Raw genomic sequence first — 12,607 nt, 5'->3', positions numbered from 1 at the left:
CCCCGGCTCCGGGCACCCGTTCCCCGTGCACCCCCACATCGAGGACTACGCCCTGATCGGCGATCACCAGACCGCCGCGCTGGTGAGCAGCCACGGTTCCATCGACTGGCTCTGCCTGCCCCGGTTCGACTCGGCCGCGTGCTTCGCCGCGCTGCTCGGCGACGAGGAGAACGGACACTGGACGATCGCGCCCAGAGGGGGCGGGGCCTGCACGCGGCGGGCGTACCGGCACGACTCACTCGTCCTCGACACCGAGTGGGAGACGGACGAGGGAGCGGTACGGGTGACCGACCTGATGCCGCAGCGCGACCGCGCCCCCGATGTCGTACGGATCGTGGAGGGCCTGTCCGGCCGGGTGACCGTGCGCAGCACCCTGCGCCTGCGCTTCGACTACGGCTCGGTCGTGCCGTGGATGCGCAGGTCCGACGGTCACCGCGTGGCGGTCGCCGGTCCGGACTCGGTGTGGCTGCGCAGCGAACCCGGGGTGCGGTCGTGGAGCGAGGACCGGGCCACGTACGCGGAGTTCACGGTGGAGCCGGGCGAGAAGATCGCCTTCGTACTGACCTGGCACCCGTCCCACGAACCACGTCCCCGGCTCGTCGACCCGTACGAGTCGCTGCGGTCGAGCCTCCACGACTGGCGGGCCTGGGCGGCGCGCTGCCGCTACGACGGCCCGCACCGGGACACCGTGGTCCGCTCCCTGATCACCCTCAAAGCCCTGACCTACGCCCCGACCGGCGGCATCGTCGCGGCCACCACCACCTCTCTCCCCGAGGAGATCGGCGGCGTCCGCAACTGGGACTACCGGCACTGCTGGCTGCGCGACTCCACCCTCACCCTCGGCGCCCTGCTGTCCTGCGGCTACCAGGAGGAGGCCGAGGCCTGGCGCGACTGGCTGCTCCGCGCGGTCGCGGGCGACCCGGCCGACCTGCAGATCATGTACGGCCTGGCCGGTGAGCGCCGCATCCCCGAGTACGACCTGCCCTGGCTGTCCGGCTACGAGGACTCACGCCCGGTCCGCGTCGGCAACGAGGCCGTGCGGCAGTTGCAGCTGGACGTCTACGGCGAGGTCGTCGACTCCCTGTTCGTGTCCCGGCGTTCGGGCCTGCCCGACAAGCCGGACATGTGGCCGATGCAGTGCGCGCTGATGGAGTATCTGCGGTCGGCCTGGCGGAAGCCCGACGAGGGGCTGTGGGAGGTGCGCGGACCGCGCCGCCACTTCACGCACTCCAAGGTGATGTGCTGGGTCGCCGCCGACCGGGCCGTCCGCACCCTGGAGGACGACCCGGAGCTGACCGGCGGCGACCTCGACGGCTGGCGGGCCATGCGCGACGAGATCCACCGCGAGGTCTGCGAACGGGGCTACGACGCCGACCGCAACACCTTCACGCAGTCGTACGGCTCCCGCGAACTCGACGCCGCGCTGCTGCTCATCCCTCTCATGGGCTTCCTCCCGCCGGACGACCCCCGGGTCATCGGCACGGTCGACGCGATCCGCGAGGAGCTGAGCCACGAGGGGCTCGTCCGCCGCTACAGCGCCGACCACCTCACGGCCGCGGCCACCTCCGTCGACGGGCTGCCGGGCGGCGAGGGCACCTTCCTCGTCTGCTCGTTCTGGCTGGCGGACGCCCTGCGTCTGACCGGCCGTACGGCCGAGGCGCGCGAGCTGTTCGAACGGCTGGTGGGGCTGGCCAACGACGTGGGGCTGCTGGCGGAGGAGTACGACCCCGTCGCGGGCCGACAGCTCGGGAACTTCCCGCAGGCGTTCAGCCATGTCGGTCTCGTGGGCACCGCCCTCGCCCTCTTCGGCGGCGAGGAGGCAGGATAGGGGCCATGGATCTTGGGCTGAAGGACCGTGTCTACATCGTCACCGGGGCGACCCGCGGACTGGGCAACGCGGTCGCGCGGGAACTCGTCGCCGACGGCGCGAAGGTGGTCGTCACGGGCCGCGAGGAGGAGAGCGCGGGTGCGGCGGCGGCCGCGCTCGGGGCGAACGCGGTGGGGGTCGCCGTGGACAACGCCGACCCGGAGGCCGCCGGGCGGCTGATCGCCGCCGCCCGTGAGTACTTCGGGGGCTTCGACGGCATCCTGGTCAGCGTGGGCGGGCCGGCGCCGGGCTTCGTCGCCGACAACACGGACGAGCAGTGGACCGCCGCGTTCGAGTCGGTTTTCCTGGGGGCGGTCCGTCTGGCGCGGGCCGCGGCCGAGGAACTCGGTGAGGGTGGCGTCATCGGGTTCGTGCTGTCGGGGTCCGTGCACGAGCCGATTCCGGGGCTGACCATCTCGAACGGACTGCGGCCGGGGCTGGCCGGGTTCGCCAAGTCACTCTCCGACGAGCTGGGGCCGCGGGGAATCCGGGTCGTGGGTCTCCTCCCGGCCCGTATCGACACCGATCGGGTGCGTGAGCTGGACGGGATGTCGGCGGATCCGGAGGCGACCCGGACGGCGCACGAGTCGCGGATTCCCTTGCGGCGGTACGGGCGGCCGGAGGAGTTCGGGCGTGCGGGGGCGTTCCTGATGTCTCCGGCCGCGTCCTATCTGACGGGGGTCATGCTGCCCGTGGACGGCGGTATGCGGCACGGGTTCTGACGGTCGGTGTGCCGGGTCGGGGCGGGGCCGGCTGTCAACTCACCCTCTCCGCACGGTGTTTGGCTCCCTGCAGTCTGACCTCCGCCGGTAGCGCGGCCAGTCCCGCCGAATCCCTGGCGTGAGCCAGTGCCTCCGTCGTCAGGGTGTTGAGGGCGTCGCCCGGGTTCACGTGGGGCTGGAGGAGGAGGCGGACCCGGGCCTCGGGTGCGTTGCGGCGGCCGGTCAGGCGGGTGTGGGCCCGTTCGACGCCGTCCGCCTCGGCCGCCTCGGTGGTGAGTACGCCCTCCAGCGCCCGCCCTCGCAGCAGTGCGCCCTCGCCGTCGCCGGTGTCGACGAGTACCTCGGCGAGGCGGTGGCGGCGCAGGACCGCGGTCAGCCACCACAGGGCGAGCAGGACGAGCACGGCGAGCACGGCGATGACGCCGGGCCACCACCAGCCGGAGTCGCGCCATCGCGTCCGGTCGGCGTCGCTGAGCAGCACGTCGTTCCGGCCGTCGTGCGGCCACCACGACGGCGGGTCCACGCCGAGCCCGACGGCGAGGACGGCGCCGCCGACCACGACCAGCACCAGCCCGACGAATCCGAGCAGCACCCTGTTGACGGTCCTCAGCATCGCGTCTCACCCCTTCCGGCCGGGCCGGCGGACATGCACATACAGGGCGGGCGGCCGGGACAGGCCCAGTCCTCGGATGCCGTCGGCGAGCGTGACGTCCAGGTCGGCCCGTACCTCGTCGAGTTCCCTGAAGTGGGACACCGCGCGGACGTCGACCCGCTTCCGGCCCGCCCGGACCCGTACGGACCGCACGCCGGACACCTCCATGGCCCGGTCTCGCAGGGCCAGCGCGGCGGCGCCCCGGTGCAGCCCGGCCCGTACCCGGGGGTGGACGCGCCGCATCGGCAGGACGTCACGGAGCCCGGGGGTCGCGGCCAGCAGGATCAGCCAGAGGCCGAGGAGTACGGCGACGCCGGCGCCGACGAGCACCCAGGTGTCGTCGAGGGGTCGCTCGGCGAGCTGCCGGGCCAGCGAACGGCGCCACTCCATGGCGGGCCGGTCGGCGCGGACGGCGGCGACGTCGTACAGGAGGAGGCCCGCGCCCGCGAGAAGCAGCACCGCGAGGATGCCCGCGGGAGTTCTGCGCGCGGACCAGAAGCGCTTCTCCCTGCCGTTCTCACCGTCGAGGGCGGGCAACGGGTCGTAGGCGGCGGCGGACGCCGACTGGTCCGGCTCGCGGTCGGCCGCCGTGCCGTCGGCTGTCGCGTCGTCGGCTGTCGCGTCGTCGGCCTTCTCGATGACGGGTAGTCGTCGCGTGCCGCCATCGGAGCGCTGGGGTTCGCTCACCGCGTCCTCCCCTGTGCCACGTCGTGTGCGTGCGCCAGGTGCAGCCGTTCCACCTGAACGGCCACCTCCGACACGTGCATTCCCGCCAAAGTCCCTACCCGCTCGGCGACATGACGACGCACCGCAGCGCATTGGCCACCGATGTCCGAGGGGTAAGGGAGCCCAAGACTGACGCGGACGCGCGCGGTCTCGCGCAGCACGACGACCGTGGCGGAAGGGGGCGCGGAGTCCCGCGGCGGCGCCACCAGCGCCTCGCGCGCCGCCTGCGCGGCGATCTTCGCGACCACCCGGTCGGCGATCCGGGTCGCCCCGCGCTCACCGGACGGAACGGCGTTCCCCCGCGTGGGGCTGCCGCTGTCCACCGGGTTCACCGGCGTCGGTCGTCACGCGGGCGGAAGAAGTCGCCCAGCTCCAGGTCCCCCTCCAGGAACCGGCCGACGACGAAGCCGACGGCGCCCAGCGCGGCCACCAGCAGAAAGGCGCCGAATCCGCCGAAGTACCCGGCGAAGCCCAGCGCCATCCCGGCGATCATGCCGCTCACGGCCAAGCTCATCCTGCGCTCCTAGGGACTCAATGACTCCTGTCGCGTTCCATCGGAGCCGAGGGCTCCGCTCACTGCAGCCGGGACTCCGGCTCCTCGTCCTCCTCGTCCGGCAGCTTCACGTCGCTGACCGCGATGTTGACCTCGACGACCTCCAGACCGGTCATCCGCTCGACGGCCGCGACGACGTTCTCGCGCACGTCACGGGCCACGTCGCTGATGGACACGCCGTAGTCGACGACGATCTCCAGGTCCAGCGCGGTCTGCACCTCGCCGACCTCGACCTTCACACCCCGGGTCACGGACTTGGCCCCGCCGGGGACCCGGTCCCGCACGGCCCCGAGGGTCCGTGACAGCCCGCTGCCCATGGCATGCACACCCATCACTTCCCGCGCGGCGAGCCCGGCGATCTTCTCGACGACGCCGTCGGCGATGGTCGTACGCCCCCGGCCCGCCGGATCACCGCCGCCGCGCCGGGTGGCCCTCCGCCCGACCTGCGTCGGCTCCTTGGCAGTGTCGGGCCCTTCCGTCCGGTTCCGCTCCGTCACGTCAGTCATGCCGCACGTCCCTTCCGGTCGTCCCCCTCAAGCCCACAGTAAGCGCGGTTGCGGCGCCGCGCGCCGGGGATACGGCAGGCTGGAGGAATGACGTCGGACGGTTGGACGAAGGCGGTACGCCGGCAGCTCGGGTTCGGCCGTGTGCTCCCCCTGGGCAGCCCGCACGACGGCGCGTGGATCACGGAGAGAGCTGCCGAAACAGTGCTGCGCCGCGAGGCCGCCGCGTTGCGAGGGCTCCGCCTCGGTGCGCTCCGCATCTCACTGACCGGCTCCGGCGAGCACGACGCCGGCGTGCCACCGCCCCCGAGTGCGCTCCCGCCCGGCCCGCTCCGTGTCACGGCCGACTTCGCGGTCGCGGCGGGCCCGACCGTCGAGCCCTTCCCGGCGATGGCCGCCCGGCTGCGTACCGTCCTGTCCACCACGGCCAGGGAACGCCTGGGCCTGAGGGTGGAAGAGGTGGATCTCCGGGTGACGCATCTGCTGGAAGGCGACGAGCAGACGGTCCACCCGGCCCCCGAACCGCCGCCCACCGCCCCGACCACCCCACCCACCAGCGACGACGAGGTCTCCCGCGTGGCCGCCGCGGCCCTGTCGGTCCCCGGCGTCACCCGTCTCACCACCGCCTTCGGGGGCCACGTCGCGACCGGGCCCGCCCTCCCCCGCCGCCACATCCTCGTGGAACTGGCGGTGACGGAGGAAAGACGAGCCCTGGATCTGGCACGCGAGGTGCGAACAGCGGTGAGCGACGCCCTGCCCGATCATCCGTCGGTGGCGGTACTCATCACAGCGGTGACAGGGCCGGCCGCCGTCGTCTGACCTCCGCGGACCGCTGCGCCCACCCGGCGTCCGCCGCGCCGACTACTCCGCGACCCCCGCGAGGTCCCGCAGGCGGCGCGCCTGCGCGGCCCTCTCCGCCGCCCGCTGTTCGTCGTACGAACGCCCCTGCGCCCCGCGCAGCAACGCCTTCGTCTCGACCACCGCGTCCCGCGGCGCGGACACCAGCGCAGCGGCCAGATCCCGCACCGTGTCGTCGAGCTGGTCACCGGGCACCGCGAGGTTCGCGAGCCCGACCCGCTGCGCCTCGTCCGCCTGGACGAAGCGCCCGGTGAGGCAGATCTCCAGCGCGCGGGCATACCCGACGAGGCTCACCAGCGGATGGGTCCCCGCGAGGTCGGGGACGAGCCCGAGGCTGGTTTCGAGCATGGCGAACTGCACGTCGTCGGCGACGACGCGCAGATCACAGGCAAGGGCAAGCTGGAAGCCCGCACCGACGGCATGTCCCTGCACGGCGGCGATGGACACGATGTCGTTGCGCCGCCACCAGGTGAACGCCTCCTGGTATTCGGCGATGGTCGAGTCGAGCCCGGCGTCGTCACGGCGCGCGAGATCGATGAACGACGGCTCCCCCTCGATGCCTTCGGGCGTGAACATCTGCCGGTTGAGGCCGGCGGAGAACGATGTGCCCTCGGCACGCAGCACGACCACACGGACGGAGCCCGGCACCAACCGCCCGGCCTCGGTGAGCGCCCGCCACAGAGCGGGGCTCTGCGCGTTGCGCTTGGCCGGATTGGTCAGCGTCACCGTGGCGATCGCGTCGTCGACGGTGAGCCGTACGCCGTCCTGGTCGAGCAGTGGTTCGAGTGAAGCCATGGGGCGCCTCCGATGAGTGCGGTCAGCAGAGCGATGGAGCATGCTAAGTGACTGCACAGTAACCACCCGGTCGATCAGCCGACCGACCGGGTGGCCACCATCGAAGCCGATGGGCCGCCCGGCGTCAGGCCGAGGCGGCCTTCTTGCCCCGTGTCGCGCCGCCACGCCCTCGGAGCGTGACGCCCGACTCGCTGAGCATCCGGTGTACGAAGCCATACGAGCGGCCGGTTTCCTCGGCCAGCGCCCGAATGCTCGCACCGGAGTCGTACTTCTTCTTCAGGTCTGCCGCGAGCTTGTCGCGCGCGACGCCGGTAACCCGGCTGCCCTTCTTCAGAGTCTCGGCCACCCGGTCCTCCTCATGGGAAGTGCGCTCTGGTCTCCTCATGATCACCCCTCCGGCGCGCGATGGCCACCCATTCGGCAAGGTCCGTGGGACAAGGTTTTGACGACAGGAGCGCGTACCCACGAGTGGAACCTGTGATTCCGCCCAGAGGCGTCCGTACGCCCGAACGGGTTGTTCCGTGAAGTGCCTGGTCAGAGACGCACGGCGGCCGAGCCCTTCACACGGAAGGACTCGGCCGGGAAATCGGTGTAGGACACACCTCGGTACGAGGAGATCTCACACAGATGATGGATCACGGATGGGCCGAATGATCCAGACGCAGTTGATCAACCCATTCGATCGGCCATTCGCTCAGGCGAGCGCGACGAGATCCGCGTAGTCCGCGCCCCACAGGTCCTCGACGCCGTCCGGCAGCAGGATGATCCGCTCCGGCTGGAGCGCCTCGACCGCGCCCTCGTCGTGGGTGACGAGGACGACCGCGCCCTTGTAGGTGCGCAGCGCGCCGAGGATCTCCTCACGGCTGGCGGGGTCGAGGTTGTTCGTCGGCTCGTCGAGGAGGAGGACGTTCGCCGACGAGACCACCAGCGTCGCGAGCGCCAGGCGGGTCTTCTCGCCGCCGGAGAGGACGCTGGCCGGCTTGTCGACGTCGTCGCCCGAGAACAGGAACGAGCCGAGCGTCTTGCGGACCTCGACGAGGTCCAGGTCGGGGGCGGCGGAGCGCATGTTCTCCAGGACGGTGCGCTCGGGGTCGAGGGTCTCGTGCTCCTGCGCGTAGTAGCCGAGCTTGAGGCCGTGGCCCTCGATGACCTCGCCGGTGTCGGGCTTCTCGGCGCCGCCGAGGAGGCGGAGGAGGGTGGTCTTGCCGGCGCCGTTGAGGCCGAGGATGACGACCCTGGAACCCTTGTCGATGGCCAGGTCGACGTCGGTGAAGATCTCCAGCGAGCCGTACGACTTCGACAGTCCCTCCGCGGTGAGCGGGGTCTTGCCGCAGGGCGCGGGCTCCGGGAAGCGCAGCTTGGCGACCTTGTCGGAGACCCGTACCGCGTCCAGGCCGGCGAGCAGCCGGTCGGCCCGCTTGGCCATGTTCTGCGCGGCGACCGTCTTGGTGGCCTTGGCGCGCATCTTGTCGGCCTGCGAGTGCAGCGCCGCGGCCTTCTTCTCGGCGTTCTGCCGCTCACGCTTGCGGCGCTTCTCGTCGGCCTCGCGCTGCTGCTGGTAGAGCTTCCAGCCCATGTTGTAGACATCGATCTCGGCGCGGTTGGCGTCCAGGTAGAACACCTTGTTGACGACCGTCTCGACCAGGTCGACGTCGTGGGAGATGACGATGAAGCCGCCGCGGTAGGTCTTGAGGTAGTCCCGCAGCCAGATGATCGAGTCGGCGTCGAGGTGGTTCGTCGGCTCGTCGAGGAGCAGGGTGTCGGCGTCGGAGAAGAGGATCCGGGCCAGCTCGATACGGCGGCGCTGACCACCGGAGAGGGTGTGCAGCGGCTGGCCGAGCACCCGGTCGGGCAGGTTGAGCGCGGCGGCGATGGTGGCGGCCTCGGCCTCGGCGGAGTACCCGCCCTTGGTGAGGAACTCCGTCTCCTGGCGCTCGTACTGCCTCAGCGCCTTCTCGCGGGTGCTGCCCTGTCCGTTGGCGATGCGCTGCTCGTTCTCGCGCATCTTGCGGATCAGTACGTCGAGGCCGCGCGCGGACAGGACGCGGTCGCGGGCGAGGACGTCGAGGTCGCCGGTGCGGGGGTCCTGAGGGAGATATCCGACCTCGCCGGAGCGGGTGATGGTGCCGCCTGCCGGGATGCCCTCGCCGGCCAGGCACTTGGTGAGGGTGGTCTTGCCGGCGCCGTTGCGGCCGACCAGACCGATGCGGTCGCCCTTGGCGACACGGAAGGTGGCGGACTCGATGAGGACGCGGGCACCGGCGCGCAGCTCGACGGCGGAGGCGGAGATCACGGACAGACTCCAGGGCGGATCGGGGAGACGGGTGGGCGGCTGAGGCGTTCCCGCCGTCTAATGCGCGAGGAGAATGGCCATGGGCCAATTCTAACTGGGGGCAGCAAGCGGTTTTCCGCCCCTATGACAAGGGATCACGTGGCATCGGTCACCGAAGCGCCGGACACCGGCTCTTCGCGGACCGCGAGTCGGACAGTGTGTTCGGCCGCCCGACCGCCCGCCCAACCTTCCGTTTCGTCCGACCGCCCCTCCGTTCGTTCGTTCGTTCGTTCGTTCGGCAGGGTGCGTTGTCAGTGGTGGGTGCAAAACTGAGCAGCGGGTCGTATTCCGGACGACGGAGAGGTCGTGATCGGTATGACGGGCAGGAGTGACGGGCGTCCGAGCGTCTATCCGACGCTGCTGTACGCGGACGCCAAGGCCGCCATCAGACAGCTCACGGAGGCGTTGGGCTTCACCGAGCTCTCGGTGTACGAGGGTGAGGACGGGGTGGTGCAGCACGCCGAGCTGACGCAGGGCAACGGCGCGGTGATGGTCGGCTCGAAGGGCAGCGGCAGCGTCTTCGACGGCGCGATGAAGGGCGCCGGGCCCACCGGGGTGTACATCGTGGTGGACGACGTGGACGCCCACCACCGGCGGGCCGTGGAGCACGGCGTGGAGATCCTGACGCCCCCGACGGACCAGGACTACGGCTCGCGGGACTACATGGCCCGGGACGCCGAGGGCAATGTGTGGAGCTTCGGCACGTACGCCCCCGAGACAGGCGGCTGACGCCCACGCGACCGGCCTGTTCCGCGTGGCCCGGCGCCGGTCGGCCCCGTCTGCCGGTCAGCTGCCTCCGGTGTGCACCTGGAAGGCGGCGCGGCGGACGGCCTTGGCGAGGGCGGGGTCGGGGTGGGCGGCGGCGAGGGCGACCAGGACCTGGACGGTGCGGGGATGGCCGACCGCGCGGACCTCGGCGAGCAGCGCGGGAACCGTGGGCTGCATCGCGGACTCCAGATGCCGTACGAGGAGGGGGGCCTCGCCGTGGTCGGCGACGGCGGCGGCGGTGTCCACCCAGAGCCAGGTGGCCTCCTCGCGGGTGAGGACCTCGTGGGCGTCCTCGGGGTCGGCGCCGTCGTGCACGGCGAGCCAGAGCAGGGCGTAGGGGCGCAGCGGGGTCTCGTCGGCGACCGCGCGGACGTCGGGCTCGGCGGGGGCGCCGACGACGCGCAGGGCCTCGAAGGCGAGGCCCCGGATGAGGGCGTCCTCGCCGCGGGCGGCGTCGATGAGCTCGGTGACGGCGCCGCCGACGGGGCGGGCGGCGAGCCAGGCACGGTACTCGGCGCGGGCCGCGTTCGGGCGGAGCTGGGCGCAGCCTCGGAGCATGTCCTCGGCGGAGACCTCGATGTTCCCGGCGGGGCTCTGCGCGGCGACGCAGATCTGCTCCAGCTTGACCCAGACCGCCCAGCTGCCGAGCGGGGTGAGGGTGGCCTGGGCGTCGCCGTAGGTGAGGGCGCCGACGGAGGCGAGGGCCCGCAGGGACCAGTCGAGCAGGGGGGCGAGCGGGGTGTCCTCGGCGCTGGGCTCCGGGCTCGGCCCGGCCTGCGGGCCGTAGGGGACTTCGCAGCGCTCGGTGCGCAGTTCGGTGACCCGCTGTTCGAGGAGGTCGAGGAGCTGCTCGACGGGGACGGGCCCGGCGGAGAGCTGGAGGAAGGAAAGCACCTGGGGCATGGCCGAGACGACCTCGGCGACCGCCGCGGGCTCTCGGTCCTCGGGCTCGGGGTAGGCGATGGACCAGGCGTCGAAGAACGCGACCCAGCCGCGCAGTACGGCGCTGTCGTCGCGGTTCCAGGCGCGCAGCCGCCAGCCGGGGCGCGCGCTGTCGCCGTGCACCTCGACGAGTCCGGCCAGCCGTGCCGTGTCCCAGTCGTGGCGGACCTGATCCGGGGTCAGTCCCAGGTGGTCGGCGGCCCGTTCGGCGGACGCGACGGAGAGGGTGCCCTTGCCGTCGGGGCTCGCGCCGTCGCGGCCGGGACGCAGGGCGGCATCGGCCCAGTGGGCGACGCGGGCCGCGTCCGCCAGGACGGCGCGGGCCATGCGGGCGAGTTCCACGGGCGGCGGTGTGCCCTCCGGGGGCCGGGGAGCCGGTCGGCGGCGCTGGGTCACTGCCGCTCGGGGAGCGGCGGCCAGGGTTCGCGGGCCGACGAGTCGGAGCCTGGAGTCGCGCGGGTTACGGGACGTCACGGGGGCAGTCTTCCGGTTGACGGTCCGAAAACCCAAACGGAATGTCACAGCGGGCGACAGGAGTGGCCAACGCACGGGTTCCCCAGGGGCTCGACACCGAGGGGGATCGCCTCGGCACAGCCTAAACGGAATGTGGCGCACCTCTCCTTGGCGGGCGGTTTCTCGGCACCCTTCCATCCGGGTGCCGAGGGGTCGGCCGCTCGACCGCCGACGGCAGGCGGCTGCCTACATCAGTGGTGTGAGGAAGCGGCGGAGGGCCTCTTCGTAGGCCTTGGGGTCGGCGTTCCACATGGCGCCGTGCGGGGCGTGGCGGACGGTGCGGAGGGTGACCCGGTCGGGGTGGAGGGCGGCGAGACGGCGGGAGGGCCCCCAGGGGGCGACGGCGTCGTCCGGGCCGTGGAAGAGCAGGGTCGGCGCCCTGAGCCCCGGTGGGGCGACGCCCTGGCCGAGGGTGGCGGCGCGCAGTCCCGTGCGGCCCTGGGCGGCGCGGACCGCGAGGGGCAGCAGGGCGTTGGGGGTGCGGCGGGCGGCCGCCAGGGCGCGCAGGGTGGCGGCCCAGTCGAGGACCGGTGAGTCCAGGACGAGTCCGGCGACGCGGTCGCGCAGCGCGGAGTGCGTGGCGGCGCGCAGGGCCATGGTGGCGCCGGTGGACCAGCCGTGCAGGACGACCCGCTCGGCGCCGTACCGGACGGCGTACCTGATGGCGGCGTCCACGTCGCGCCACTCGGTCTCGCCGAGGTGGTTCAGGCCGTCCAGGGAGCGGGGTGCGCCCGAGTCGCCGCGGTAGGCGAGGGCGAGGACCGGGAACTGGTGGCGGTGCAGGGACTCCATGACGTTCATGGTGTGTTCGCGGGTGGCGCCGAGCCCGTGCACGGCGATCACCCAGGTGTCGCGGGCGGCGGGCACGAACCAGGCGGGCAGGACGCCGAGTTCGCCGGGGACCTCGACGTCGTCGTGGTCGAGGCCGAGCGCGGTCCGCGGGTCGCCGATATGGAGGTCGGGGGTGAGCCATACCTTGTCGCCCGGCTCCAGGGTGCCTTGGGTGACGCGCTCCAGGCGGCGTACGACGGCGTCGGGAGCGTGCGGGGCGGCGTCCAGGACGTTGCCGACGACCGCGTGGGAGCCGTTGCCGGTGAGGCCGTAGGTGCCGGGGCGCCGGGAGGCGAAGGCGCGGGTCAGCGCGATGCGGCCGGCGGCGGTTGAGTGCACGGTCAGTCGGGGTTCCGTGGGCAGTGGTTCGCCCGGCGGCGCCTTCAGCGCGACGTCGCTCGCCAGCCGGCCCGCGGCGACACTGGCCGCGCCGGCGGCGAACGCGACCCCGAGGGCCGAGGCTGCCGCTCTGACTCCACGCACGGATCCAGTGTCCTGGCGGACCGCGACATGGGCCAGTGGGCGTGCGTACGAGGGTGACCGGG

General features: G+C 72.6%; 14 protein-coding genes. 4 read left to right on the top strand and 10 right to left on the bottom strand.

The genetic code is table 11. The features are described 5' to 3' along the window. The first annotated feature begins 25 nt into the window (after nt 1–25). Both OG622_RS38370 and OG622_RS38365 read left to right on the top strand, forming a co-directional pair. The gene (locus OG622_RS38370; protein ID WP_371581220.1) at nt 26–1,828 is read left to right on the top strand and encodes a glycoside hydrolase family 15 protein; all 1,803 of its coding nucleotides are present in this window, start codon (nt 26–28) and stop codon (nt 1,826–1,828) included. A 5-nt stretch (nt 1,829–1,833) separates the two neighbouring features. Beyond that, nucleotides 1,834–2,589, top strand: a complete 756-nt coding sequence (locus OG622_RS38365; RefSeq protein WP_371581219.1) for an SDR family oxidoreductase — start codon at nt 1,834–1,836, stop codon at nt 2,587–2,589. Between the two features lie 34 nt (nt 2,590–2,623). Here OG622_RS38365 and amaP read toward each other — a convergent pair whose 3' ends face one another. Genes amaP through OG622_RS38340 form a run of 5 tightly spaced genes read right to left on the bottom strand, consistent with a single transcriptional unit; the run spans nt 2,624 to nt 5,026 of the window. Then, complete coding sequence (gene amaP / locus OG622_RS38360; protein ID WP_371581218.1) at nt 2,624–3,202, bottom strand: alkaline shock response membrane anchor protein AmaP; 579 nt, start codon at nt 3,200–3,202, stop codon at nt 2,624–2,626. A gap of 6 nt (nt 3,203–3,208) precedes the next feature. Then, the gene (locus OG622_RS38355; protein ID WP_371581217.1) at nt 3,209–3,928 is read right to left on the bottom strand and encodes a DUF6286 domain-containing protein; all 720 of its coding nucleotides are present in this window, start codon (nt 3,926–3,928) and stop codon (nt 3,209–3,211) included. After that, nucleotides 3,925–4,299, bottom strand: a complete 375-nt coding sequence (locus OG622_RS38350) for a hypothetical protein (RefSeq protein ID WP_371581216.1) — start codon at nt 4,297–4,299, stop codon at nt 3,925–3,927. Before OG622_RS38350 ends, OG622_RS38355 begins: the two co-directional genes overlap by 4 nt. Continuing rightward, entirely contained in the window at nt 4,296–4,481 is a 186-nt protein-coding gene (locus OG622_RS38345; RefSeq protein ID WP_371581215.1) for a hypothetical protein, read from the bottom strand. Before OG622_RS38345 ends, OG622_RS38350 begins: the two co-directional genes overlap by 4 nt. A 59-nt stretch (nt 4,482–4,540) precedes the next feature. Further along, complete coding sequence (locus OG622_RS38340) at nt 4,541–5,026, bottom strand: Asp23/Gls24 family envelope stress response protein (protein WP_371581214.1); 486 nt, start codon at nt 5,024–5,026, stop codon at nt 4,541–4,543. An 87-nt stretch (nt 5,027–5,113) separates the two neighbouring features. Between OG622_RS38340 and OG622_RS38335 the strand changes: the two genes are divergently transcribed. Further along, on the top strand, nt 5,114–5,842 hold the full coding sequence (locus OG622_RS38335; RefSeq protein WP_371581213.1) for a nucleopolyhedrovirus P10 family protein: 729 nt from the start codon (nt 5,114–5,116) through the stop codon (nt 5,840–5,842). A gap of 42 nt (nt 5,843–5,884) precedes the next feature. Here the strand turns inward: OG622_RS38335 and OG622_RS38330 are convergent, their stop codons facing one another. The 3 genes from OG622_RS38330 to OG622_RS38320 all read right to left on the bottom strand — a co-directional run bounded on the left by OG622_RS38330 (nt 5,885) and on the right by OG622_RS38320 (nt 8,969). Then, on the bottom strand, nt 5,885–6,676 hold the full coding sequence (locus tag OG622_RS38330; RefSeq protein ID WP_371581212.1) for an enoyl-CoA hydratase/isomerase family protein: 792 nt from the start codon (nt 6,674–6,676) through the stop codon (nt 5,885–5,887). 124 nt (nt 6,677–6,800) lie between these two features. Then, nucleotides 6,801–7,022 (bottom strand): helix-turn-helix domain-containing protein, encoded by a 222-nt coding sequence (locus OG622_RS38325; protein WP_266702971.1) that lies wholly within the window; start codon nt 7,020–7,022, stop codon nt 6,801–6,803. A 348-nt stretch (nt 7,023–7,370) separates the two neighbouring features. Next, a complete protein-coding gene (locus OG622_RS38320; protein ID WP_371581211.1) occupies nt 7,371–8,969 on the bottom strand; it encodes an ABC-F family ATP-binding cassette domain-containing protein in 1,599 nt (532 codons plus the stop codon). Nucleotides 8,970–9,323: 354 nt separating this feature from the next. On the opposite strand from OG622_RS38320, the gene OG622_RS38315 reads away from it, so the two are divergent. Beyond that, nucleotides 9,324–9,737, top strand: coding sequence for a VOC family protein (locus tag OG622_RS38315; protein WP_371584352.1), 414 nt, complete (start codon nt 9,324–9,326; stop codon nt 9,735–9,737). A 57-nt stretch (nt 9,738–9,794) separates the two neighbouring features. Here the strand turns inward: OG622_RS38315 and OG622_RS38310 are convergent, their stop codons facing one another. Both OG622_RS38310 and OG622_RS38305 read right to left on the bottom strand, forming a co-directional pair. Continuing rightward, a complete protein-coding gene (locus OG622_RS38310; protein ID WP_371581210.1) occupies nt 9,795–11,192 on the bottom strand; it encodes a hypothetical protein in 1,398 nt (465 codons plus the stop codon). 225 nt (nt 11,193–11,417) lie between these two features. Continuing rightward, complete coding sequence (locus OG622_RS38305; protein ID WP_371581209.1) at nt 11,418–12,545, bottom strand: alpha/beta hydrolase family protein; 1,128 nt, start codon at nt 12,543–12,545, stop codon at nt 11,418–11,420. Nucleotides 12,546–12,607 lie beyond the last annotated feature (62 nt).

The organism is Streptomyces sp. NBC_01314, from assembly GCF_041435215.1.
Taxonomy (GTDB): domain Bacteria; phylum Actinomycetota; class Actinomycetes; order Streptomycetales; family Streptomycetaceae; genus Streptomyces.
The sequence above is the reverse complement of the archived record's forward strand: the minus strand, read 5'-3'. Positions and strand labels throughout refer to the sequence as shown.